Genomic DNA, 25,226 nt, shown 5'->3' on the forward strand with positions numbered 1-25,226 from the left:
AACGTTTGCAGCAGTTAATTGACAGTTTCATGCCAGTAACATCGCGCCCCGGCCAGTGCTTGGGTACAATTCCACGCTTATTTGATCGAGTAACAGGAACACTACATGATCGCTTGCCTGCGGCTGTTCACTGCCCTCTGCCTCGCTGCCCTGCTGGCGGCTTGCGCCAGCACATCGTCATCCAGCCTTGGCGAACTTCCACGCACCCCGGATGCCAGTATCGAGCAACTGCTCGAAAAGGCCGCTCAAAGCAAAACGCCGGAACAAGCCGCGCTGTTTCGCCTGAGCGCGGCAGACCTGGCCTACCGCCAGGGAAACGCCGGCCAGTCCGCGCAAATCCTGCAACAAGTGCCGGTGGAACAACTCAAGCCGGGCCAACAGGTCTTCGCCAGTACCCTGGCGGCTGAACTGGCCATGGTGCGCAATCAGCCAAAAGCGGCGTTGACGGCCTTGAGCCATCCGAGCCTGCAACGCCTGGGCGAACTGCCCGTCGAGCAACAGGTTCGCACCGGTACCGTTCACGCCCGCGCCCTGGAAGCTGATGGCCAGACCCTGGCCGCTGCACGGGAACGTATCTTTATTGCCCCGATGCTCGAAGGCGAGGCCGCCAGCAAGAACCACGAAGCGATCTGGACCCTGATCGCCTCGCTGCCGACCGATCAATTGCAGCCGACCACCACCGATGACCTCGGCGGCTGGATGAGCCTGGCCCTGGCGGTGAAAACCGCCGGCACCCTGGAACAGCAGCAAGCAGCGATCGACAACTGGCGCGCACAGAATCCAAAGCACCCGGCTGCGCTTCAACTGCCACTGCCACTGACCCAACTCAAGGAACTGGCCAGCCAGCCCCTGGGCAAAATCGCCGTGCTGCTACCTCAGACAGACGGCCCGCTGGCGGCGGCCAGCAAGGCACTGCGCGAAGGTATCGTGGCTGCTCACTATCAGGCGCAACAAGCCGGGCAGAAACCGCCAGCCATCGTATTTTATGACAGCTCGCCAATGACCATGGTGCCGCCACGGATGTCGCTGGACGAGTTCTATCGCAAGGCCCAGGCCGACGGCGTGCAACTGGTCATCGGCCCGCTGGAGAAGCCGCTGGTCAAACAGCTCAGCCTTCGCCCGCAATTGCCTATCACCACCCTGGCGCTGAATTACAGCGAAGGTGAACAAGGACCGGCCCAACTGTTCCAGTTCGGCCTCGCTGCTGAAGACGAAGCCCGCGAAGTGTCCCGCCGCGCTCGTGCCGACGGCCTGCATCGCGCCGCCGCCATGGTGCCGAAAGGTGAATGGGGCGACCGCGTATTGAAGGCGTTCAGTCAGGACTGGCAGGCGAATGGCGGTAGCATCGTCGCCGTCGAGCACATTGACCAGCCGGTACAACTGGCGCAACAGATTGCCGACATGTTCCAACTGCGTCAGAGCGAAGGCCGCGCCAAGGCCTTGCAGAGCACCGTAGGCTCGCAAGTCGCCGCACAACCTTCCCGTCGTCAGGACATCGAGTTCATCTTCCTTGCGGCCTCCCCGAAACAGGCGCAACAGATCAAACCGACCCTGAACTTCCAGTACGCCGGTGATGTGCCTGTTTATGCGACCTCCAATGTGTTCAGTGCCAGCGGCGACGTAAACGAGTACAACGACATGAACGGCGTTCGCTTCTGCGAAACCCCGTGGTTGCTGGACGTCAATGACCCACTGCGCAAACAAGTGACTGCACAATGGCCACAGGCCGGTACCAGCCTCGGCCGCTTGTTCGCGATGGGTGTTGACGCTTATCGCCTGGCACCGCGCCTGGGACAGCTCAAGACCTTGCCGGACAGCCGCATCGAAGGTCAGTCGGGCAGCCTGGGCATGACCCAGAACCAACGCGTGGTTCGCCAGATGCCGTGGGCACAGTTCGTCAATGGCCAGGTTCAACGCCTGCCGGACACCCCGCGCTGATGCCTGACCGGTCACGCCAGCAAAGCGGCAAAGATGCCGAGCGCCATGCGCTCGAGCATCTTCAACAACAGGGTCTGCGCCTGCTGGCGCAGAACTGGTTGTGCAAACGCGGCGAGCTTGATCTGGTCATGCTTGATGGCGATACAGTAGTATTCGTTGAAGTCCGCTACAGAAAAAACACTCAATGGGGTGGCGCGCTCGATAGCATCGATGGGCGCAAACGGCAGAAACTGATTTTCGCCGCGCAGTATTTTCTTCAGCGCGAGTCGCGTTGGGCCAATTCCCCTTGCCGCTTCGACGTGGTTGCCATCGACAGCCACCTGAATCAGCTGAACTGGCTGCAGAATGCCTTCGACAGCTGATGGCTTGCACCTCGAACCGGACACTTTCACCCAACATTTTTGCTCTTTGCTTTGCGGGCTGCACATTCATGTGCCAAGTAGCCGCGCTAATTAAGGTCACACAGATGGACATGCAATCCCGAATTCGCCAGCTTTTTCAGGCCAGTATCGACACCAAGCAACAGGCGATGGACGTACTTGCACCGCACATCGAGCAAGCCAGCCAGGTGATGGTCAACGCCCTGTACGATGGCAAAATACTTTCCTGCGGTAACGGCGGTTCCGCCAGTGACGCCCAGCACTTCTCGTCGGAGCTGCTCAACCGCTTCGAACGTGAACGCCCGAGCCTGCCCGCCATCGCACTGACCACCGACAGCTCGACGATCACCTCAATCGCCAACGATTACAGCTACAACGAAATCTTCTCTAAACAGATCCATGCCCTTGGCCGACCGGGCGATGTATTGCTGGCGATTTCCACCAGCGGTAACTCGGCGAACATTATTCAAGCGATCCAGACCGCACATGATCGCGAAATGATTGTCGTAGCATTGACCGGTCGCGATGGCGGCGGCATGGCGTCGCTGCTTTTGCCTGAAGACGTCGAGATCCGCGTACCGGCCTATGTCACCGCACGTATTCAGGAAGTCCACCTGCTGACGATCCACTGCCTTTGCTACTTGATCGACAGCCAACTGTTCGGGAGTGAAGAATGACCCCTAATCGCCTAGGCCTTCTGGCCTTGACCCTATGCCTCGGCATCAGCGGCTGCACCTCGGTGGTTAAAGCCAGCCGCGAAGCACCGATTGAAGATGACCGCGGCACGCGCACCTTCGGCAGCAAAATCGACGACTCCCTGATCGACACCAAGGTCGGCGTCAACGTCGCCAAGGCCGATCCGGCGCTGGATAACGACTCGCACATCGTCGTCACCAGCTTCAACGGCGTCGTGCTGCTGGCCGGGCAAACGCCCACCGCCGACCTCAAGGCCAAGGCCGAACAGGCCGCTTCCGCGGTCCAGCGCGTGAAGAAGGTGCATAACGAGCTACAAGTCCTGCCGCCGTCCGGTTTCCTGGCCCGCCAGAACGACACTTGGCTGACCTCCAAGATCAAAACCCAGATGCTCACCGACCCGAACATCCCGGGCTCGCGCATCAAGGTCGTCACCGAAAATGGCATCGTCTATCTGCTCGGCCTGCTGACCAAGCAGGAAGCTGCTCAAGCCACCAACCTGGTGCAGAGCGTTTCCGGGGTGCAGAAGATTGTGAAGTTGTTTGAGTACATCGACTGATACCCACACCTGCCGACGATGGCGCTCGTGAGACCGCCATCGCCCGTAGGAGCAAAGCTTGCTCGCGATGGCGTACTTGAGATCGCCATCGCGAGCAAGCTCTGCTCCTACACGTAATAAAAAAGGCGATCCTTTCGGATCGCCTTTTTTATTACTTCACCACCTTCAAACTCGGTCGACCGCTGGGACGCGGCGGCTCGTTGTCGGGTGGCGGGACATCATCATCCGGCTCGATCTCTTCATCGTCTTCCATAGGCGATTCCAGATCGAACACCATGCCTTGGCCGTTTTCCCGGGCGTAAATGCCCAGGATCGAAGCGATAGGCACGAACAGGGTGTGTGGCACGCCACCGAAGCGCCCCTCGAAGCTGACCGCTTCGTTGTCCATGTGCAAATGACGCACGGCTGCCGGCGATACGTTCAGGACTATCTGACCGTCACTGGCGAAACCTTGAGGCACCTGCACCGACGGATATTCGGAATTGACCAGCATGTGCGGGGTGCAATCGTTATCAACAATCCACTCGTAGAGCGCGCGGACCAGATAAGGTCGACTGGAGTTCATAGCGGCTCCTTAAGCCTTAGCGCATATCGCGTTCGACACCAGACAGACTCGCCTGGAAAGCCTCACGCGCGAAAGAGCGCTCCATGTAATCAAGCAGCGGCTTGGCAGGCCGCGGCAGTTCAATACCCAAAATCGGCAATCGCCAGAGTATTGGCAATAGGCAGCAATCCACCAGACTTTGTTCCTCGCTGAGGAAAAACGGCTTGTCGGCGAACAACGGCGACACGCCAGTCAGGCTTTCGCGCAGCTCTTTACGAGCGACGACGCGGGCGGCTTCCTTGGACTTGGGATCCAGGATCAGATCCACCAGCCCACACCAGTCACGCTGAATACGATGAATCAGCAGACGGCTGTTTGCACGCGCCACAGGATAAACCGGCAGTAAAGGCGGGTGCGGGTAACGCTCATCCAGATATTCCATCACCACGGTCGACTCCCACAACGCCAGGTCACGATCGACCAGGGTGGGCAAGCTGCCGTAAGGGTTCACTTCGATCAGTTTAGGCGGCTGGCGACCAGCTTCCACATAAATGATCTCGGCGCTGACACCCTTCTCTGCAAGTACGATGCGTACTCGGTGGGAATAGTGGTCGGCGGGGTCGGAGTAACAGGCCAACCGATTGGTCACGCCCATGGCGGTCCTCCTCGCTTGTTGAAATTATCGGAAGCGGAAAAACGCGCGCGCCCAGAGGACGCCTCCCGTAACGCCTGGCTCGCCAGACTCGTTACACCTTCAGAGACGCCCCTGGGCGCGCGCGATCAACAGCAATTGCTTACAGCTTTATCAATGGACGTCTTTCCAGTATTCACGCTTGAGCAAGTAAGCGAATACGAAGAAGAACGCCAAGTAGAGCAATACATAGGTACCGATGCGCTGATGTTGCAGCTTTACCGGGTTAGCCGAGTAAGCGAGGAAGGTTACCAGATTCTTGACCTTCTCATCGAACTGCTCTTCATTCAGCGCACCGCTCTTCGGCACGATGGTCAACTGATCGCACGCTTCATGAGTCAGCGGCGTACCGGTCAGCGGATCATACTGCTTCTTGCCGTCCTCGACGATTTGAACCTGTTTGCAGCCGACCACCTGACGACCTTGCAGGCCGACCAGGACGTTAGGCATGCCGACGTTCGGGAACACCTTGTTGTTCACGCCCCAGGGACGCGCAGGGTCTTCATAGAACGAACGCAGGTAACCGTAGAGCCAGTCAGTGCCACGAACGCGAGCCACCAGGGTCAGGTCCGGCGGTGCAGCACCGAACCAGGTCTTGGCGTCTGCCGGCTGCATGCCGATGCTCATGTGGTCGCCGATCTTGGCGCCGGTGAACACCAGGTTTTTCAGCATCAGATCGTGAGGAATCCCCAGGTCGTCGGCAACGCGCTCATAGCGCTGGAACTTGGCACTGTGGCAACCCATGCAATAGTTGGCAAACGTACGTGCGCCGTCCTGCATGGCCGCTTTATCGGAGACGTCGATATCGACCTTTTCCAGTTCAGGACCGTGTTCGGCCGCGAAGGAAAACACCGGCAAGGCCGCAAGAATCAATACAGCAAATAGCTTTTTCATCAGCCAGTCACCCTTTCCGGAACCGGTTTGGTCTTCTCGAGCCTGGTGTAGAACGGCATCAGAATGAAGTAGGCGAAGTACAGGAAGGTGCAAATCTGCGACACCAGTGTCCGCTCAGGGGTTGGGGCCAATACGCCCAGCACGCCGAGAATCACGAAACAGATGCAGAACACCCAAAGCCAGATCTTGCTCAGCCAGCCCTTGTAGCGCATGGACTTGACCGGACTGCGGTCGAGCCAAGGCAGCACGAACAGCATGGCAATCGAAGCACCCATGGCGATAACACCCATGAGCTTGTCCGGAATGGCCCGCAAGATGGCGTAGAACGGCGTGAAGTACCAGACCGGAGCGATGTGCTCTGGGGTCTTGAAGGCGTTCGCCACTTCAAAGTTCGGCTTCTCGAGGAAGTAACCGCCCATTTCAGGGAAGAAGAACACGATCGAGCAGAAGATGAACAGGAACACCACCACGCCGACGATATCTTTCACGGTGTAGTACGGATGGAAGGCAATGCCATCCAGCGGTACGCCGTTTTCGTCTTTGAATTTCTTGATGTCCACGCCGTCCGGGTTGTTCGACCCGACTTCGTGCAGCGCCAGGACGTGCAACACCACCAGGCCGAGAATCACGATCGGCAGCGCCACAACGTGCAAGGCGAAGAAGCGGTTCAGGGTGATACCGGAAATCAGGTAGTCACCACGGATCCACTGGGTCAGGTCGTTGCCGATGACCGGGATCGCACCGAACAGCGAGATGATCACCTGGGCACCCCAGTAGGACATCTGACCCCACGGCAGCAGGTAACCCATGAAGGCTTCCGCCATCAGCGCCAGGTAGATCAGCATGCCGAAGACCCACACCAGCTCACGAGGCTTCTGGTACGAACCGTAGAGCAAGCCACGGAACATGTGCAGATAGACCACGATGAAGAACGCCGAAGCGCCGGTGGAGTGCAGCAGACGCAGGATCGAGCCGTACTCGACGTCGCGCATGATGTATTCGACGGACGCAAACGCTTCTTCCGCCGACGGGGTGTAGCTCATGGTCAGCCAGACACCGGTGACGATCTGGTTGACCAGAACGAGCAGCGCGAGGGAACCAAAGAAATAGAAGAAGTTGAAGTTCTTCGGGGCGTAGTACTTGCTGAGATGGTCTTCCCACATTTTGGTCGCGGGAAAGCGCGCATCAACCCAATCCATGAACTTGCTCATCACGCTTTCTCCGTATCGACGCCGATGACAATGATCTCATCGGTCTCATAGGAATGCGGGGGAACTGGCAGGTTCAAAGGCGCAGGTTGCGACTTGTAGACGCGGCCAGCCAGATCGTAGTGGGAACCGTGGCAAGGGCAGAAATAACCACCTACCCAGTCCTTGCCCAGATCAGCAGGTGCCACTTCAGGACGGAAGGTCGGCGAGCAACCCAGGTGTGTGCAGATACCGATCAGCAGCAGGACCTCTGGCTTGATCGAACGCGTTTCTGGATCGACGTAGGTCGGTTGTGTCGAGTTCTTGGAGGTCGGGTCAGACAGCTGGCCCTCGATCTTTTTCAGATTCCCCAGGATTTCCGCGGTTCGGCGGACAATGAATACTGGCTGGCCGCGCCACTCAGCAATCATCTGCTGGCCTGGCTCGATTTTGCTGACATTCACTTTCACCGGTGCACCTGCGGCTTTCGCCTTGGCACTGGGAAACCATGACCCCACGAACGGGACCGCAGCCCCCACCGCTCCTGCAGCACCCACCACGGATGTGGCTGCTACCAAGAAGCGACGCCGGCCTGCATTCACGCCGTCATTGCTCATTTAGTCCTCTCCCATCAGCTTTGTGGCCTGTTAAATCAGGCATCTACTAAGTTAAATCTATGTACTTATAAAAATTTTGCCGAATGGTAATGAAAAGCCCCAATTCTGACAAGGTAATTACCCAAGGGCTCCACTGCCAAGCCTTGCAGTATAGGGGCTCTACGGCTGTGGCAAGTTGTCACAGCGCAATTCTTTGAGAAATCGCACGCACAAAAAAACGCCCAGCTCCGTGAGGAGATGGGCGTTCTTTTTGAACGTGGAAGCGAATTAACGCTTCGAGTACTGCGGACGCTTACGCGCTTTACGCAGACCAACTTTCTTACGTTCAACTTCGCGAGCATCGCGAGTAACGAAGCCAGCTTTGCGCAGAGCGCCACGCAGGGTTTCGTCGTACTGCATCAGTGCGCGAGTGATACCGTGGCGGATTGCGCCAGCTTGACCACTTACACCACCACCGATCACGGTGACGTAGATGTCGAATTTCTCGACAGTCTCAGTCAGTTCCAGCGGCTGACGAACTACCATGCGGGCAGTTTCGCGGCCGAAGAAATTTTCCAGGGTGCGGTTGTTGATGGAGATGTTACCAGTACCCGGACGCAGGAAAACGCGTGCGGTTGCGGTCTTGCGACGGCCAGTGCCGTAATTTTGAGTCGCCGACATAATGAACTATTCCGTTAAAACTTCAGTTCTTGGGGCTGCTGAGCAGCATGAGGGTGAGCAGCGCCCGCATAGACTTTCAGCTTGCGATACATGTCGCGACCCAGTGGGCCCTTCGGCAGCATACCTTTAACCGCGATCTCGATCGGGGATTCAGGCTTCTTGGCGATCAGTTTTTCGAAACTGATCGACTTGATGCCACCCGGGAAACCGGAGTGGGAGTAGTAGATTTTGTCGGTGGTTTTAGCACCGGTTACACGAACCTGCTCGGCATTGATAACGACGATGTAATCGCCGGTGTCAACGTGAGGAGTGTACTCAGCTTTATGCTTGCCACGCAGACGGCTCGCGATTTCGGTAGCCAGACGACCCAGGGTCTGACCAGCGGCGTCGACGACAAACCAGTCGCGCACAACTGTTTCTGGTTTTGCAGTAAAAGTTGTCATTCTTTAATAGCCTCAGGGGCCGCCCTGTAAATTAGACGGCGGATCTTACTGAATAGTGCGTGCTTTGACAAGTCAAAGGCAGCCGGATACAGACGCTATCGGGGGCTCGGGTCGGCGCGTCCGTTCAACGGCAAGATCTCTTCCGCAGGCGGCGCATCACTTCCACTGCATAAAGAGGTGGGCAATTATGCAGATTGCGAAAAAATATTCAACCTGCTTTTATGATTGTTTTGCCCAAGGAGCACCCGATGGATTATCGACAGCTAGGCCGAACCGATCTGAACGTGAGTGCAATCTGCCTCGGAACCATGACCTGGGGCGAGCAAAACAGCGAGGCTGAAGCCTTCGCCCAGATCGAACGAGCCAAAGGCGCCGGGATCAATTTCATCGACACCGCCGAAATGTACCCGGCGCCCCCCAAGGCCGACACCTACGCCACCACCGAGCGCTACATCGGCAATTACTTCAAGAGTCGCGGCGATCGTGCCGACTGGATCCTGGCCAGCAAGATCGCCGGCCCGGGCAACACCATCGACTACATCCGCGACAAAAACCTGCGCCACAACCGCCAGCACATCACCGAAGCCGTGGACGCCAGCCTCAAGCGCCTGCAGACCGACTACATCGATCTCTACCAACTGCACTGGCCGGAGCGCAGCACCAATTTCTTCGGTCAGTTGGGCTACAAGCACAAGATCGAAGCCAACCTGACGCCGCTGGAAGACACCCTCGAAGCACTCGACGAACAGGTCAAGGCCGGCAGGATCCGCCACATCGGCCTGTCCAATGAAACCCCGTGGGGCACCATGCGCTTCCTGGCCTTGGCCGAAGCCCGTGGCTGGCCGCGCGCCGTGTCGATCCAGAACCCGTACAACCTGCTGAACCGCAGCTTCGAAGTCGGCCTGGCGGAAATCGCCATTCGCGAACAGTGCGGCCTGCTGGCCTATTCGCCGCTGGCGTTCGGGTTCCTGTCAGGCAAGTACGAAGGTGGCGCCCGCCCGCCAAAAGGCCGCCTGAGCCTCTACAGCCGCTTCAGCCGCTATTTCAACCCGCAGTCGGAAGCAGCATGCAGCCGTTACGTGGCCCTGGCCCGTGAACACGGCCTGGACCCGGCGCAAATGGCATTGGCTTTCGTAAACCAGCAGCCGTTCGTGACCAGCAACATCATCGGGGCGACGTCGCTTGAGCAGTTGGACAGCAACATCGCCAGTTTCGAGCTGAAGCTTTCCGACGAAGTGCTGGCGGGGATCGAGGCGATTCACAAGGATCACCCGAATCCTGCGCCGTAACCAACAGTGATCGTTCCCACGCTCCTGCGTGGGAATGCATCTCGTGACGCTCTGCGTCACATTCAACAGCTGAACGCGGAGCGTCCCCGGCGGCATTCCCACGCAGAGCGTGGGAACGATCACGCGGCATTACAGCGACCGCGCAATAATCTCCTTCATGATCTCGTTGGTGCCGGCATAGATCCGCTGCACCCGCGCATCCGCCCACGCCCGGGCCACCGGGTATTCCCACATGAACCCGTAGCCGCCATGCAACTGCACGCACTCGTCGAGCACCTTGCATTGCAGGTCGGTGCCCCAGTATTTCGCCATCGCTGCCGTCGGCACGTCCAGCTTGCCTTGCAGGTGCAGTTCCAGGCATTTATCGACGAACACCCGGCCAATCTGAATCTCGGTGGCCATCTCCGCCAGTTTGAAGCGAGTGTTCTGAAAATCGGCAATCGCCTTGCCGAACGCCTTGCGTTCGCGGGTGTAGTCCAGTGTCCATTGCAGCGCTGCCTCGGCCGAAGCGAGTCCGCCGACAGCCACGGTGAGACGCTCTTGCGGCAATTCCTGCATCAAGTAAGCGAAGCCCATCCCGGCCTGCCCCAAGAGGTTTTCCTTCGGCACGCGTACATCCTGGAAGAACAATTCCGACGTGTCCTGAGCCTTCATTCCGACTTTTTCCAGGCGCTTGCCCTTGGCGAAGCCCGGCGTATTGGCTTCCACCAGAAACAGACTGGTGCCCTTCGCGCCCGCTTTCGGATCGGTCTTGGCGACGACAATCACCAGGTCCGCCAGAAAGCCGTTGGTGATGAAGGTTTTCGAGCCGTTGATCACGTATTCGTCACCGTCCAGCACGGCGGTGGTTTTCACCCCTTGCAGGTCGGAGCCGGCACCCGGCTCGGTCATGGCGATGGCCGTGACCATTTCGCCCGACACCAGTTTTGGCAGGTATTTGTGCTTCAGTGCTTCGCTGCCGTAATGCAGGATGTACGGCGCGACGATGTCTGAATGCAGGGAGAAACCGATCCCTGTGAGGCCGAGGCGGCCGACCTCTTCGATCACCACCGCGCTGTAGAGAAAGTCCGCACCCAACCCGCCATATTCTTCCGGCAGGTGCGAACAGAGCATCCCCGCCTCCCCCGCCTTGTTCCACAGCTGGCGGTCGATGTAGCCCTGTTTTTCCCATTGCCCATGGAACGGCACGGCCTCTTTTTCGAGGAACGTTCGCACGCTGTCGCGAAAAAGTTCGTGCTCGGAACTGAACAAGGTTCTGGGGATCATGGGGCACCTGTCGTTATTGTTGGAAGAAGTTGACCTTCAGAGCCTAAGCCGCGCTTGCGATACAGGACACTGGACACATCAGACAAAAAATAAGACGATCCAGCCGTCTGGTGACCACTTTCCCCTATAAGAATAAAGTTGAATTATGTCTAACCAAGTCTCCACGCCCCTGCGGCGCGTCAGCATCCTGGCTATCGACCGGGTTTTCGCTTCCACCCTTATGCAAGCCAAGGATTTCTTCCACCTAGCCAGCCTGCGCTACGGCAAACAACTGGGCCACGGCCTGACACCGGCGTTCGAAACGCGCCTGGTCAGCCCCGACGGCAAACCGGTGAACAGCTTCAGCGATGTGATCATGCCGGTGGACGGCGGCCTGGAAAACGCTGACATCATCATCCTCCCGGCCTTCTGGGACGATTTCGAAACACTGTGCAAACGTTATCCTCAGGTGCTGCCGTGGCTGCGCGAACAACACGCCCGTGGCGCCGTGCTGTGCGGCGAAGCCACCGGGGTGTTCTGGCTGGCGGAAGCCGGGCTGCTCAATGGCAAGGAAGCGACCACCTACTGGCGTTTTTTCAACGCGTTTGCCGAGCGCTATCCGCAGGTTCAACTCAATCAGGACAAGCACCTGACCGACGCGGACAACCTGTATTGCGCCGGCGGTACGACCTCGGCGTGCGACCTCTATATCTACCTGATCGAACGCTTCTGCGGCGCCAACGTGGCCCAGGCCGTGGCCCGGGACATTCTCTACGAAGTGCAGCGCAGTTATGCGCCGGGGCGCATCGGTTTCGGCGGGCAGAAGTTGCATCAGGACGTGATCATCCTGCAGATCCAGCACTGGCTCGAAGAACACTTCGCCGACAAATTCCGCTTCGAAGACGTTGCCCGCGAACACGGCATGAGCATCCGCAACTTCATGCGCCGCTTCCAGACCGCCACCGGCGACAAGCCGCTGCATTACCTGCAACGCCTGCGCATCGAAACCGCCAAGGGCCTGCTGTCCGGCAGCCGCAAGAGCATCAAGACCATCAGTTATGAGGTCGGCTACGACGATGCGAGCTTCTTTGCGCGGCTGTTCCGCCAGCACACCGAATTGTCGCCGAACCAGTATCGGCAGCAGTTTCAGCAAGCCGCATAAGCGTCCCGACCGATCGTTCCCACGCTCTGCGTGGGAACGATCAGCATCGGCCCGCATAAAAAAGGGCCTGCAATGCAGGCCCTTTTTTATTATCCGAAACGTCCTACGGCTTATGCGCCCGGGACAGAAATTCGTGGGACTGCATCTCCAACAGACGACTCAGCGTGCGCTGGAACTCAAAGTTCAAGCGACCGCCGGTGTACAGGTCTTTAAGTTCGACTTCTGCAGAAATGATCAGCTTCACGTTACGGTCGTAGAACTCGTCGACCATGTTGATAAAGCGTCGAGCGATGTCGTCGGTGGTGACGCTCATCTGCTCGACACCGCTGAGCAGTACGGCGTGGAAGATCTTGCCCAGTTCGATGTAATCGTTCTGGCTGCGCGGGCCGTCGCACAGTTCGCGGAAGTCGAACCAGGCCACGTCATCGCAGGTGCGCAAGGCACGGATTTCGCGGTTTTCGATCATCAGCACATCGTTTTCGGTGGCCGCGGTGCATTCCGGCGTCAAGGCTCGAAAGCTCTTGCGCAAGCTTTCCTGGGACGCTTCGTCCAGCGGGAAGTGGAACAATTCCGCTTGTTCGAGGTGGCGCAGACGGTAATCGACGCCGCTGTCGACGTTGACGATGTCGGTGTTCTGCTTGATCAGTGCAATCGCCGGCAGGAAGCGCGCACGTTGCAGGCCGTCCTTGTACAGGCCGTCCGGCACGATGTTCGACGTCGCGACCAGAGTCACGCCGTTCTTGAACAGCTCTTCCATCAGCGTGCCGAGGATCATCGCGTCGGTGATGTCCGAGACGAAGAATTCATCGAAACAGATCACCCGGGCTTCGTCGGAGAAACGCTTGGCGATGATGGTCAGCGGGTTTTTCTCGCCACCGAGGGTCTTCATCTCTTCGTGCACGCGCTTCATGAAGCGGTGGAAGTGAGTGCGGACCTTTTCCTTGAACGGCAGGGCTTCGAAGAAGGTGTCGACCAGGTAGGTCTTGCCACGACCCACGCCGCCCCAGAAGTACAGGCCCTTGACCGGTGCCTGGTCTTTCTTGCCAAACAGTTTGCCGAACAGGCCCGGCTTGCTCTGCGAGGCCGCGACCAGGTCGTCGTACAGGCGCTGCAAATGACGCACCGCAGTTTCCTGGGCGGCGTCATGGAAGAATTCCGGGCGTTTCAGATCAGCTTGATATCGTTCTAGGGGCGTCATAATTCGTTAGCAAGGCAACAAAAACGGGCCGCCACTGTAGCGACGGCCCGTCAGAATGGCAATCAGCCCTTGGTCGGGCCGAGCCGCTGATTTATTCCTGAACCGGCGTCAACGCCACGCGCAGGGCGTCGATGGCAACGTCGCGAGCGGCGCTGTCGGCGAAGGTCGGGCTGTCGCCGACGCACTCGCCTTCCAGCCAGACGCTGAAGCTCAGGTCTTCGCTGCGCACGTCCAGCGGTTGGCCGGCTTGCAGCTGCTTGGTCACCTGACCAGCGGTTTTACCGTCGGCGAAGTTGCGTGACATCAGCAATTGCTCGCCATCGGCCGCGAGCAGACGGAAGCGGAAGCTGCCGTCGTCTTCACGAAAACTGACGAAACGCGCGGCTTTCGCGGCTTTTTTCTTGGTGGTCGCTGCAACTTGAGTCTGAGCGACAAAAGAACGCAGGCCGACCGCTTCGCGCAGTTCGTGGAGGAACGGCGTCGCCACCGAACGGGCCTTCTTGGCGCCGATCTGCAGCATGTCTTCGAGGTCTGCCGGACGTTCGATCAACTGGTGATAGCGCTCGCGGGACTCGCCCAGTTCGCTGTCCAGCAGTTGGAACAGACGATTCTTCGCCTCGCCCCAGCCCAGGCCCTGCAACAACTCGCTGCGGAACTCGTCGGACTGCGCCGGGGTGGCGAAGGCCTGGAACAAGGTGAACAGGTGCGAGTTGTCTGGATCTTTCGCTTCGCCCGGCGCGCGGGAGTCGGTGACGATCCGCGAAATCGCGTCCTTCATTTCCTTGGCGCTGCTGAACAACGGAATGGTGTTGTCGTAGCTCTTCGACATCTTGCGACCGTCGAGGCCTGGCAGCGTGGCGACGCTTTCTTCGATCAGCGCCTCAGGCATGGTGAAGAACTCTTTGCCCTGACCGAACAAATGGTTGAAGCGCTGGCCGATGTCACGGGCCATTTCCACGTGCTGGATCTGGTCACGACCGACCGGCACCTTGTGGGCGTTGAACATCAGAATGTCGGCAGCCATCAGCACCGGGTAGCTGTACAAGCCCATGGTGATGCCGGCGTCCGGGTCTTCGCCGGTCTCGACGTTCTTGTCCACCGAGGCCTTGTAGGCATGGGCGCGATTGAGCAGGCCCTTGGCGGCGACGCAGGTCAGCAGCCAGGTGAGCTCGGGGATTTCCGGGATGTCGGACTGGCGATAGAAGGTCACGCGGTCCACATCCAGGCCACCGGCCAGCCAGGTCGCAGCGATTTCCAGACGCGAGCGCTGAATGCGCAGCGGGTCATCGCATTTGATCAGGGCGTGATAGTCGGCCAGGAAATAGAACGAATCGGCATTGCTGTCACGGCTGGCCAGGATCGCCGGGCGGATGGCGCCGGCGTAATTGCCCAGGTGCGGCGTGCCGGTGGTGGTGATGCCAGTGAGGATACGGGTACGAGTCGTCATGGGTAATCGCTTGTCAGACTGCAATCAATTCGAAAGACGCGGCAGGATCAGATCCTTGAGATCGGTCAGCTTGCCATGAAAAAAGTGTCCGCATTCTGCCACTTTCAGCAGCTCATGGGGGCGATCGAGTTTGTCGGACCATTCGTAAACAAGCTGCGGATCGATGACTTCATCGGTTTCCGGCTGGATCAGGGTCAGCTCGCCTTGCTGCGGCAGTTGATCCTGATCGCCCAGACGCATCACCGCCGGCGCGACCATGAACAGGTGCTTGAGCTGCTCACCCTTGGCTTCCAGACGTCCGCCGAGACTTGCTGCAACAAAACCGCCGAAGGAGAATCCGAACAGCGTCAGCGGCAACTCGGGGTGTTTGACTCGCAGCCATTCGGCCACTGCCTGGGCGTCGTCGACTTCGCCGGTGCCCATATCGTGGGTACCGGCGCTGGCGCCGACGCCACGGTAGTTGAAACGTAAAGTAATCAAACCGGCGTCACGCGCAGTGCGCTGCAAGGTCGAGACGACTTTGTTGAGCATGGTGCCGCCCTGCACCGGGTTCGGATGACAGATCAGCGCCAGGCCGCGGGGCTGCTCGCTCTCCAGGTAAAGGGCTTCCAGTTGGCCGACCGGGCCATCAATCACTACAGGGGTTTCGCGCATAAGCAAGGAAGGAACTCCGTGACCTCGAATCGGGTCGACTCGTCTAGCAAATTGTCTGTGCCAATCTATTGCGAGTGAATCGCGGTATACAGCGCAGGTTCGAGCCGTTAACGTAAAGCAAAGCCGTTTATAGAGGAAGGACTCGTGGAACACTCGCTCTTAGTTTGGTTGTTGCCGACTCTTGCCCTGGTTGTGGGTGTCGCCGTTGGTTTCCTGATCGCTCGCCTGGTGCCGAATGCCGCTCCCAGCAGCACGCAACGTCAGCTGGATGACATTCAGGAACGTTTCGACAGTTATCAGAACGAGGTGGTTACTCACTTCAACAGCACGGCCTCGCTGGTCAAGAAACTGACTGCCAGCTATCAGGACGTGCAGGATCATCTCGCCGAGGGTGCCAACCGCCTGGCCCTGGACGAGCAGACTCGCCAACGCCTGCTGGCCGCCCTGCACGCTGACGCAACCGTGGCACCACGGGAACGCCTGACGCCGCCGCGCAATCAGGAGCCGCCTCGCGACTACGCGCCCAAAGCCCCGAACGCGCCGGGCATGCTCGATGAGCATTACGGCCTGAAGAAGTAATCAGGTTTCGCGCACTACAAAAAAGCCCGCCCGATCTGTTGAGGATCGGGCGGGCTTTTTTACGCCTGGGGTTCAGTCAGGCTATTACTGGTACTGCTGAACAGGCTGCCCCTGCTGCTGATACTGCTGGCCCGGAATTGCCTTCAGGTTGACCTCGACCCGACGGTTCTGCGCCCGGCCATTGACGTCACCGTTGCTGGCAATCGGGTTATCCGGCCCGGCACCGCGTGCCGACAGGTTGGCCCCGCTCACACCTTGGGAGGTCAGGTAAGTCGCCACGCTCTGGGCGCGACGCTGGGACAGGTCCATGTTGTGCTGGCGAGCCCCCGTGCTGTCGGTGTAGCCGACGATCTCGATCTGGTTCTGGCTGAATTCCTTGAGCGAGCCCGCCAGGTTGTTCAACGGCTGGTAGAAGCTTGAAGCGATGTTCGCCGAATCAGTGGCGAAGGTGATGTTACCCGGCATGATCAGCTTGATCTGATCGCCCTGGCGCTGCACCTCAACCCCGGTATTGGCCATGCTGGCCCGCAGCTTTTTCTCCTGCTGATCGGCGTAGTAACCGTAACCGGCGGCGGAAGCCCCCACGACCGCAGCGCCAATCAACGCGCCTTTACCACGGTTATCGTGACCGATGGCGGCACCGGCCAACGCACCAGCCAAGGCGCCGAGGCCACCGTACTTGGCGGTTTTGCTCATGCCCTGGGAGCCGCTGTCGGCCTGTCCCTGGTTGTCATAAGGATTAGGTGAAGCGCAGCCGGACAACAGGGCCACAGCCGTTGCGACAATAATCAAACGCTGCTTGGTGAACATGAAGAGCTCCTACTTTTGCATTCTGTGGTGCAACGGGCCCAGGCATCGGCCTATGCGGGCGTTGGATCATTGGCGCGAGTAAAAATTCCACTGGTTACAATTCAGGCACGCACAAAAGGGTTCTCGCGCATCTCATCGCCCAGGCGCGTGTCCGGACCATGCCCGGTGACAACGATAGCTTCCTCGTCGAGGGTATACAGCCGTTGCTTGATCGAACGCACGATGGTCGCCTGATCGCCACCCCACAAATCCGTGCGCCCTACCCCGCGCTTGAACAGCGTGTCACCGGCAATCAGCAGCTTAGCTTCTGAAAACCAAAAGCTCATGGAACCTGGCGTATGCCCCGGCGTATGAAGCGCCACACCGCAACCGCAGGCCAGTTCTTCGTCATCGGCCAGCCAGCGATCCGGCGCTGGTACTGGCGTGTAAGGCACGCCGAACATTTGGCATTGCATCTCTAGATTGTCCCAGAGGAATTGATCTTCTTTGTGCAGGTGCAGGGTGGCGCCGGTTTTCTCTTTCAACTGACCGGAGGCGAGGAAGTGATCGAGGTGCGCGTGGGTGTGGATGATGCTGACCACCTTCAGGCCCAGTGCGTCGAGCCGGGCCAGGATCAACTCGTGATTGCCGCCGGGATCGACGACGATGGCTTTTTTAGTGATCGGGTCGCCGATGATGGTGCAGTTGCACTGGAGAGGGCCGACGGGGAACGTTTCGCGGATCAACATGGAACGAGGAACAGTCATGGAAATGAATGGCCTTTAGTGGACGGAAGGCGGTGCAGCGTGCTTCAGGATTCTACGCCACTCGCCGATACAGTTCGCCAGGCCAGTTATTTGACGCCAGCCATCAAAAAATAGTGGCCTATTGATATCAAATGTACCCGCTCTGGTGCAAAATCATACTTTTGTAGCGGTCGCATCCAGGAAGGACCGCAGCGCGCTCAGGAATTCCGCATGCCTACTCCAACTGGTTCTACCCCAAGTTCGTATTCTTCGCTGACCGGCGTTAAAACCCTGGACAGCCTGCTGGCCGGGACTTATTGGCTCGGTTCCAACGGGACGACGAATCTGACCTATAGCTTCATGGCGGCCAGCACGTCGTATTTCGCTTTCAACTACAGCCCTGAAAATGAATACAAGGCGATGTACGACCTGTCGCTGGACCAAAAGGGCGGGATCATCAGAGCGCTGAGCACCTGGAGTGCTGTCGCCAACATCAATTTCACACAGACCACCGACAACATTTCGAACGTCGGTGACTTGCGTTTCGGTGGCTACGCGGACATGAAGGATCAGGCGGCTGCCTGGGCCTATACGCCATCGAGCGGGCCCAACGGCGGCGATGTCTGGATCGGCGATCCAGCCGGTGAGTTCTCGATCAACGGTTCGTACGATTTCATGACCTATATCCATGAGATCGGGCATGCCATCGGCCTCAAGCACCCGTTCTCGGCCAGCACGTTGAACACGACGATTCTTGACCCTGCGCTGGACGATGTCCGCTACACGGTCATGAGCTACAACAACAACTACTCGTATGAACCTACGACCCCCATGTTGCTGGATATCCTCGCGATACAGAAATTGTATGGCGCCAACACGCAATGGCACGCCGGCGACAATGTGTATAGCTGGCAGTCCTACGACAAAATTTTCGAAACCATCTGGGACTCAGGTGGTACCGACACAATCGACGCCAGTAACCAACTGATTTCGGTTAACCTCGACTTGAACGAGGGCGCGTTCAGTTCAATCGGCGTCTCTTTCGAGCAGTACACGAGCGGCACCACGCACGCGTTCAACAGCGGCCTGGCGATTGCCTATGGCACCAAGATCGAAAACGCCATCGGCTCGACATTCAACGACGTCTTGAAAGGCAATGCCCTGAATAACGTCCTGGATGGTCGTGAAGGCGTGGATACCATGTACGGCGGCGCAGGTAACGACACCTACTACGTCGACAATCGTGATGACGTCGTCGTCGAAACCGGCACGTCCGCCACGGAACTCGACTCGGTTTTTTCCACCGTCACCTACAACCTCGTCAGCAGCGCCAACGTCGAAAATCTCACGCTGCTCACCAATGCCAACATCAATGCATATGGCAACGCCTCGAACAACGTCATCACCGGTAATGCCGGCAACAACATTCTCGACGGCGATACGGGCGCCGACACCCTGATTGGCGGCGCGGGCAATGACACTTACGTCGTCGACAACCTGGGCGATGTCATCAGCGAAACCAGCAGCCTGACCACCGAGATCGACACGGTCAGAGCGTCGCTGAGCTGGACCCTCGTCGCCAACCTGGAAAACCTCGAGCTGACCGGCACCGGCACTATCAACGCGACCGGTAACAGCCAGGACAACGTCCTGACCGGTAATAACGCCGACAACATTCTCAACGGCATGGGCGGCCTGGACACCCTGATCGGTGGCGCAGGTGACGACTCCTACATCATCGACCAGGCGGGTGAACTGGATCTGGTGAAGGAAATTTCCAGTCAGGGCTTCGATACACTCGTCCTCACCTATGACGTGGCCAGCAACACCCTCATTGATTTGAACGGCAGCACGCTGGGCAACTTCGAAAACGTCACCCTCAACGGTGCAGGCGCCTTCGATGTGCAGGGCAACAATCAGGACAACATCCTGATCGGCAATGTCTTCGCCAACAACCTTAGGGGTGGCGCTGGCAATGATGTGCTGGACGGCGGTGCGGGTGCCGACACACTGAGCGGAGGCACCGGTAACGATATCTATTTCATCAGCGGCCTCGACGACACCGTCGTCGAACTGGCGAACGAAGGTCGCGACGAGGTTCGCACAGCCGTCAGCTACAACCTCGGTGCCAATATCGAAGACGGCTCGCTGCTGGGCACTGCCAGTCTCGCTCTCAACGGCAATGAGCTTAACAACGTCCTGACCGGCAATGCGGGCAACAACACCCTCGATGGCGGCATCGGCGCCGACACCCTGGATGGCGGCGCCGGCAACGACAACTACTACGTCGACAACGTCGGTGATGTGGTCATCGAACGGGGCACTTCGGCCTCGGAAATCGACGCCGTCGCCTCAACGATTGACTACACCCTGGGCGCCAACCTCGAATACCTGACCCTGCTGGGTTCCGCCAACCTCAGCGGCACCGGCAACGCCTCGAACAACGTCATCATTGGTAATGCCGGCAACAACATCCTTGATGGCGGCATTGGCGGCGACTACCTGGCGGGCGGCACGGGCAACGATACCTACATCATCGACAACGTTGGCGATGTCATCAGCGAAACCAGCACCCTGGCCAGCGAAATCGACACCGTGCGCGCCTCGATCAACTACACCCTCGGCGCCAACCTGGAAAACCTCACTCTTACCGGTGCGGGCAACCTCTACGCCACCGGCAACGCCCTGGACAACGTGCTGACCGGCAACAGTGGCAACAACGTTCTCGACGGCGGCACGGGTGCCGACACCCTGGACGGCGGCGCCGGCAACGACAGTTATTACGTCGACAACGTCGGGGACGTGGTCATCGAAACCGGCACTTCGGCCTCGGAAATCGATGCCGTCGCCACCACGGTTGATTACACCCTGGGTGCCAACCTCGAGTACCTGACCCTGCTCGGCTCGGCCAACCTCAACGGCAGTGGCAACACCTCGAACAATGTGATCATCGGTAATGCCGGCAACAACATCCTCGATGGCGGCATTGGCGGCGACTACCTGGCGGGCGGCACGGGCAACGACACCTACATCATCGATAACGTCGGCGACGTGATCAGCGAAACCAGTACCCTGGCCAGCGAAATCGACACCGTGCGCGCCTCGGTCAACTACACGCTTGGCGCCAACCTGGAAAACATCACGCTGACGGGCACCGACGACATCTATGCCATCGGTAACGCCCAGAACAACGTGATGATCGGCAACGACGGCGACAATGAGCTCAACGGTCGCTCCGGCCTGGACACCATGATTGGCGGCAAAGGCAACGATATCTATAACATCGACCAGTCAGGGGAGCTGACGCTTGTCCAGGAAAACGCCAATGAGGGGATCGACACGCTCAATATCGTCTACGACAAGTACTTTCGCATCGACTCCATTGACCTGCGCGGCAATCTGCAGAACGTCGAAAATATTCGGCTGCTAGGCAGCGGTTCGTTCGACCTGACAGGCAACAGCCTGAACAACGTCCTGACGGGTAATGCCGATAACAACGTAATTGACGGCGGTGCGGGTGCCGACACCATGGAAGGCGGCGGCGGGAACGACACCTATGTCGTCGACAACGTCGGTGACGTCATCATCGAACGAGGCATTTCGGCCTCGGAAATCGATACTGTCAACAGCACGGTCAGCTACACCCTGAGCGCCAATATCGAGAACCTGAACCTCGGAAACTTCGGCAACCTCAACGGAACAGGCAACGCCCAGGACAACCGCATTATTGGCAACTCCTTCGACAATATTCTGGACGGCGGCGCTGGCGCCGACTACTTGGAGGGCGGCTGGGGCAATGACACCTACATCGTCGATAACGTCAGCGATGTCATCAACGAAATGCAAGGGGGATTCGATGTCGACAGCGTACTCGCCTCGGTCAACTACGCCCTGGGTGCCAACCTGGATAACCTCACGCTGACGGGCACCGCCAACCTCTACGCCATCGGCAATACCCAGAACAACGTGCTGACCGGCAACGACGGCGACAACGAGCTCAACGGTCGCGCCGGCCTGGACACCATGATCGGCGGCAAGGGCAACGACATCTATGACGTCGACCAGAAAGGTGAATTGGCCCTGATCCGAGAGAACGCCAACGAAGGCACGGACACCGTGTACGTGGTCTACAACGCCACGGCGCAGGACAATGCCATCAATCTGGGCCTGAGCAATCTGCAGAATGTCGAGAACGTTCAATTGCTGGGCACCGGGGCGTTTAGCGTCACCGGCAACAGTCTGAACAACACCTTGATCGGCAATGCCGACAGCAACACCCTTGATGGCGGCCTCGGCGCCGACACCCTGGACGGCGGTGCCGGCAACGACAACTACTACGTCGACAACGTCGGGGACGTGGTCATCGAACGGGGCACCTCGACCTCGGAAATCGATGCCGTCGCCAGCACGATCGACTTCACCCTGGGCGCTAACCTCGAGTACCTGACCCTGCTGGGTTCGGCCAACCTCAACGGCACCGGCAACGCCTCGAACAACATCATCATCGGCAATGCCGGCAACAACATTCTTGATGGTGGTATTGGCGGCGACTACCTGGCGGGCGGTGCAGGCAACGATACCTACATCATCGACAACGTTGGCGACGTGATCAGCGAAACCAGCACCCTGGCCAGCGAAATCGACACCGTGCGCGCCTCGGTCAACTACGCACTCGGGGCCAACCTGGAAAACATCACGCTGACGGGCAACGACAACATTTATGCAATCGGCAACGCCCAGAACAATGTGATGATCGGCAACGACGGCGACAACGAGCTCAACGGTCGCGCCGGCCTGGACACCATGATCGGCGGCAAGGGCAACGACATCTACGACGTCGACCAACCCGGTGAATTGGCCCTGATCCAGGAAAACGCCAACGAAGGCAAGGACACTCTCTACGTTGTCTACTACGCCACGACGCAGGACCATGCCATCAATCTGGGGCAGAGCAATCTGCAGAATGTCGAGGACGTTCGATTACTGGGCACCGGCGAATTTTCCGTTACCGGCAATAGCCTGAACAACACCTTGATCGGCAATGGCGACAGCAACACGCTGGATGGCGGCATCGGCGCCGACACCATGGACGGCGGCGCCGGCAACGACAACTACTTCGTCGACAACGTCGGTGACGTGATCATCGAACGTGGCACCTCGGCATCGGAAATCGACGCTGTCAGCACGACTGTCGACTACACCCTGAGCGCCAATATTGAATACCTGACCCTGCTGGGCTCGGCCAACCTCAACGGCACCGGCAACGCCTCAAACAACATCATCATCGGCAATGCCGGCAACAACATCCTCGATGGCGGTGCTGGCGGCGATTACCTGGCGGGCGAAGCGGGCAACGATACCTATATCGTCGATAACGTCGGCGATTTCGTTAATGAAACCAGCACCCTGGTCAACGAAATCGACACCGTGCGCGCCTCGGTCAGCTATACCCTCGGCGCCAACCTGGAAAACCTCACTCTCACCGGCAGCGATAACCTCTACGCCACCGGCAACGCCCTGAACAACGTGCTGATCGGCAACGATGGCAACAACATTCTCGACGGCTTCATCGGCGCCGATACGATGGACGGCGGCGCTGGCAACGACAGTTACTACGTCGACAACGCCGATGACGTGATCATCGAAAACGGCACTTCGGCCTCGGAAATCGATGCCGTCGCCACCACGGTTGATTACACCCTGGGCGCCAACCTCGAATACCTGACCCTGCTGGGTTCGGCCAACCTCAACGGCACCGGCAACGCCTCGAACAACGTGATCATCGGCAATGCCGGCAACAACATTCTTGATGGTGGTATTGGCGGCGACTACCTGGCGGGCGGTGCAGGCAACGATACCTACATCATCGACAACGTTGGCGACGTGATCAGCGAAACCAGCACCCTGGCCAGCGAAATCGACACCGTGCGCGCCTCGGTCAACTACGCACTCGGGGCCAACCTGGAAAACATCACGCTGACGGGCAACGACAACATTTATGCCATCGGCAACGCCCAGAACAATGTGATGATCGGCAACGACGGCGACAACGAGCTCAACGGTCGCGCCGGCCTGGACACCATGATCGGCGGCAAGGGCAACGACATCTATGACGTCGACCAGAAAGGTGAATTGGCCCTGATCCGAGAGAACGCCAACGAAGGCACGGACACCGTGTACGTGGTCTATAACGCCACGGCGCAGGACAATGCCATCAATCTGGGCCTGAGCAATCTGCAGAATGTCGAGAACGTTCAATTGCTCGGCACCGGGGCGTTTAGCGTCACCGGCAACAGCCTGAACAACACCTTGATCGGCAATGCCGACAGCAACACGCTGGATGGCGGCCTCGGTGCGGATACCCTGGACGGCGGCGCCGGCAACGACAACTACTACGTCGACAACGTCGGTGACGTGATCATCGAAAATGGCACCTCGACTTCGGAAATCGATGCCGTCGCCAGCACGATCGACTTCACCCTGGGCACCAACCTCGAATACCTCACTCTGCTGGGCTCGGCCAACCTCAACGGCACCGGCAACGCCTCGAGCAACATCATCATCGGCAATGCTGGCAACAACATCCTCGATGGCGGGATTGGCGGTGACTACCTCGCGGGCGGTGCAGGCAACGATACCTACATCATCGACAACGTTGGCGACGTGATCAGCGAAACCAGTACCCTGGCCAGCGAAATCGACACCGTGCGCGCCTCGGTCAACTACGCACTCGGGGCCAACCTGGAAAACATCACGCTGACGGGCAACGACAACATTTATGCCATCGGCAATGCCCAGAACAACGTGATGATCGGCAACGAAGGCGACAACGAGCTCAACGGTCGCGCCGGCCTGGACACCATGATCGGCGGCAAGGGCAACGACATCTATGACGTCGATCAGCTCGGTGAAATGGCCCTGATCCAGGAAAACGCCAACGAAGGCAAGGACACCGTGTACGTGGTCTACAGCGCCACGGCGCAGGACCATGTCATCGATCTTGGCCTGGGCAATCTGCAGAATGTCGAGGACGTTCTGTTGCTGGGCAGCGGCGCGTTTAGCGTCACCGGCAACAGCCTGAGCAACACCCTGACCGGCAATGCGGACAGCAACACTCTGAACGGCGGCGCCGGTACGGATTCGCTGACAGGTGGAGCTGGTGCGGACACGTTCGTGTTCAGCACTGTCGCTGACATGGGTAACGGCAGCAATCGTGATGTCATCACTGACTTCAACACCCTGCAAGGCGACAAGATCGACCTGACGCAGTTCGATGCCAATCTGCAGCTCAACGGCTTCAATGGCTTCACCTTCATTGGCGGCGGTGACTTCAGTGGTGCCGGACAGCTACGTTTCGTCGACCATATCCTTTCCGGTAATGTCAGCGGCAACGCGGGTGCCGACTTCGAAATCCAGCTGGTCGGTGTAAACACCTTCAGCGCCAACGATTTGGTGGCGTGACGGATTCATCCGCCTGAACAACCAAAAACGCCCCGACTGGTTCGGGGCAT

At 58.7% G+C, this 25,226-nt stretch carries 21 protein-coding genes; 8 read left to right on the forward strand and 13 right to left on the reverse strand.

Annotated elements, in window-relative coordinates; genetic code table 11:
* Positions 1 to 105 precede the first annotated feature (105 nt).
* The 4 genes from FQ192_RS25995 (at position 106) to FQ192_RS26010 (ending at position 3,570) form a co-directional block, all read left to right on the forward strand.
* On the forward strand, positions 106 to 1,938 hold the full coding sequence (locus FQ192_RS25995; protein ID WP_149661096.1) for a penicillin-binding protein activator: 1,833 nt from the start codon (positions 106 to 108) through the stop codon (positions 1,936 to 1,938).
* Entirely contained in the window at positions 1,938 to 2,300 is a 363-nt protein-coding gene (locus FQ192_RS26000) for a YraN family protein (protein ID WP_149661097.1), read from the forward strand. Before FQ192_RS25995 ends, FQ192_RS26000 begins: the two co-directional genes overlap by 1 nt.
* A gap of 104 nt (positions 2,301 to 2,404) precedes the next feature.
* Positions 2,405 to 2,995, forward strand: coding sequence for a phosphoheptose isomerase (locus tag FQ192_RS26005; RefSeq protein ID WP_149661098.1), 591 nt, complete (start codon positions 2,405 to 2,407; stop codon positions 2,993 to 2,995).
* A complete protein-coding gene (locus FQ192_RS26010) occupies positions 2,992 to 3,570 on the forward strand; it encodes a BON domain-containing protein (RefSeq protein WP_123410152.1) in 579 nt (192 codons plus the stop codon). The genes FQ192_RS26005 and FQ192_RS26010 overlap by 4 nt, the downstream gene beginning before the upstream one ends.
* Before the next feature lie 151 nt (positions 3,571 to 3,721).
* On the opposite strand, the gene FQ192_RS26015 is transcribed toward FQ192_RS26010, so the two are convergent.
* The 7 genes from FQ192_RS26015 to rplM form a co-directional block, all read right to left on the reverse strand.
* On the reverse strand, positions 3,722 to 4,135 hold the full coding sequence (locus tag FQ192_RS26015) for a ClpXP protease specificity-enhancing factor (RefSeq protein ID WP_054045578.1): 414 nt from the start codon (positions 4,133 to 4,135) through the stop codon (positions 3,722 to 3,724).
* Positions 4,136 to 4,151: 16 nt separating this feature from the next.
* Positions 4,152 to 4,769, reverse strand: a complete 618-nt coding sequence (locus FQ192_RS26020) for a glutathione S-transferase N-terminal domain-containing protein (protein WP_047303097.1) — start codon at positions 4,767 to 4,769, stop codon at positions 4,152 to 4,154.
* A gap of 150 nt (positions 4,770 to 4,919) precedes the next feature.
* Complete coding sequence (locus FQ192_RS26025) at positions 4,920 to 5,699, reverse strand: cytochrome c1 (RefSeq protein ID WP_149661099.1); 780 nt, start codon at positions 5,697 to 5,699, stop codon at positions 4,920 to 4,922.
* Positions 5,699 to 6,910: a cytochrome bc complex cytochrome b subunit gene (locus tag FQ192_RS26030; RefSeq protein ID WP_149661100.1), complete on the reverse strand. Its 1,212-nt coding sequence runs from the start codon at positions 6,908 to 6,910 to the stop codon at positions 5,699 to 5,701. Before FQ192_RS26030 ends, FQ192_RS26025 begins: the two co-directional genes overlap by 1 nt.
* Entirely contained in the window at positions 6,910 to 7,503 is a 594-nt protein-coding gene (petA, locus tag FQ192_RS26035; RefSeq protein WP_054045584.1) for a ubiquinol-cytochrome c reductase iron-sulfur subunit, read from the reverse strand. Before petA ends, FQ192_RS26030 begins: the two co-directional genes overlap by 1 nt.
* A 267-nt stretch (positions 7,504 to 7,770) precedes the next feature.
* Positions 7,771 to 8,163: a 30S ribosomal protein S9 gene (gene rpsI, locus FQ192_RS26040; RefSeq protein WP_003216038.1), complete on the reverse strand. Its 393-nt coding sequence runs from the start codon at positions 8,161 to 8,163 to the stop codon at positions 7,771 to 7,773.
* 14 nt (positions 8,164 to 8,177) lie between these two features.
* Positions 8,178 to 8,606, reverse strand: a complete 429-nt coding sequence (gene rplM / locus FQ192_RS26045; RefSeq protein WP_092278175.1) for a 50S ribosomal protein L13 — start codon at positions 8,604 to 8,606, stop codon at positions 8,178 to 8,180.
* Between the two features lie 248 nt (positions 8,607 to 8,854).
* Here rplM and FQ192_RS26050 point away from each other — a divergent pair, with 248 nt between their 5' ends.
* Positions 8,855 to 9,895, forward strand: coding sequence for an NADP(H)-dependent aldo-keto reductase (locus FQ192_RS26050; protein WP_149661101.1), 1,041 nt, complete (start codon positions 8,855 to 8,857; stop codon positions 9,893 to 9,895).
* Between the two features lie 129 nt (positions 9,896 to 10,024).
* Here FQ192_RS26050 and FQ192_RS26055 read toward each other — a convergent pair whose 3' ends face one another.
* A complete protein-coding gene (locus FQ192_RS26055; protein ID WP_054613556.1) occupies positions 10,025 to 11,161 on the reverse strand; it encodes an acyl-CoA dehydrogenase family protein in 1,137 nt (378 codons plus the stop codon).
* Between the two features lie 220 nt (positions 11,162 to 11,381).
* On the opposite strand from FQ192_RS26055, the gene FQ192_RS26060 reads away from it, so the two are divergent.
* Positions 11,382 to 12,302 (forward strand): GlxA family transcriptional regulator, encoded by a 921-nt coding sequence (locus FQ192_RS26060; RefSeq protein ID WP_178129246.1) that lies wholly within the window; start codon positions 11,382 to 11,384, stop codon positions 12,300 to 12,302.
* Between the two features lie 103 nt (positions 12,303 to 12,405).
* On the opposite strand, the gene zapE is transcribed toward FQ192_RS26060, so the two are convergent.
* From zapE to FQ192_RS26075, 3 genes are all read right to left on the reverse strand, one after another.
* Positions 12,406 to 13,500 carry a cell division protein ZapE gene (gene zapE / locus FQ192_RS26065; RefSeq protein WP_123410144.1) on the reverse strand — a complete coding sequence of 365 codons (1,095 nt, stop codon included), beginning with the start codon at positions 13,498 to 13,500 and terminating at the stop codon, positions 12,406 to 12,408.
* A 91-nt stretch (positions 13,501 to 13,591) separates the two neighbouring features.
* Positions 13,592 to 14,947, reverse strand: coding sequence for a tryptophan--tRNA ligase (locus FQ192_RS26070; RefSeq protein ID WP_149661102.1), 1,356 nt, complete (start codon positions 14,945 to 14,947; stop codon positions 13,592 to 13,594).
* A 24-nt stretch (positions 14,948 to 14,971) separates the two neighbouring features.
* Entirely contained in the window at positions 14,972 to 15,601 is a 630-nt protein-coding gene (locus tag FQ192_RS26075) for an alpha/beta hydrolase (protein WP_149661103.1), read from the reverse strand.
* A 144-nt stretch (positions 15,602 to 15,745) separates the two neighbouring features.
* Between FQ192_RS26075 and FQ192_RS26080 the strand changes: the two genes are divergently transcribed.
* Positions 15,746 to 16,180, forward strand: coding sequence for a YhcB family protein (locus tag FQ192_RS26080; protein WP_149661104.1), 435 nt, complete (start codon positions 15,746 to 15,748; stop codon positions 16,178 to 16,180).
* An 84-nt stretch (positions 16,181 to 16,264) separates the two neighbouring features.
* Here the strand turns inward: FQ192_RS26080 and FQ192_RS26085 are convergent, their stop codons facing one another.
* The gene (locus FQ192_RS26085; RefSeq protein ID WP_149661105.1) at positions 16,265 to 16,990 is read right to left on the reverse strand and encodes an OmpA family protein; all 726 of its coding nucleotides are present in this window, start codon (positions 16,988 to 16,990) and stop codon (positions 16,265 to 16,267) included.
* Between the two features lie 101 nt (positions 16,991 to 17,091).
* On the reverse strand, positions 17,092 to 17,736 hold the full coding sequence (locus FQ192_RS26090) for an MBL fold metallo-hydrolase (protein ID WP_149661106.1): 645 nt from the start codon (positions 17,734 to 17,736) through the stop codon (positions 17,092 to 17,094).
* A gap of 210 nt (positions 17,737 to 17,946) precedes the next feature.
* Between FQ192_RS26090 and FQ192_RS26095 the strand changes: the two genes are divergently transcribed.
* Positions 17,947 to 25,176, forward strand: a complete 7,230-nt coding sequence (locus FQ192_RS26095) for a M10 family metallopeptidase (RefSeq protein ID WP_149661107.1) — start codon at positions 17,947 to 17,949, stop codon at positions 25,174 to 25,176.
* Positions 25,177 to 25,226 lie beyond the last annotated feature (50 nt).

Origin of the sequence: Pseudomonas sp. ANT_J12, from assembly GCF_008370045.1 — a bacterium.
GTDB lineage: Bacteria > Pseudomonadota > Gammaproteobacteria > Pseudomonadales > Pseudomonadaceae > Aquipseudomonas.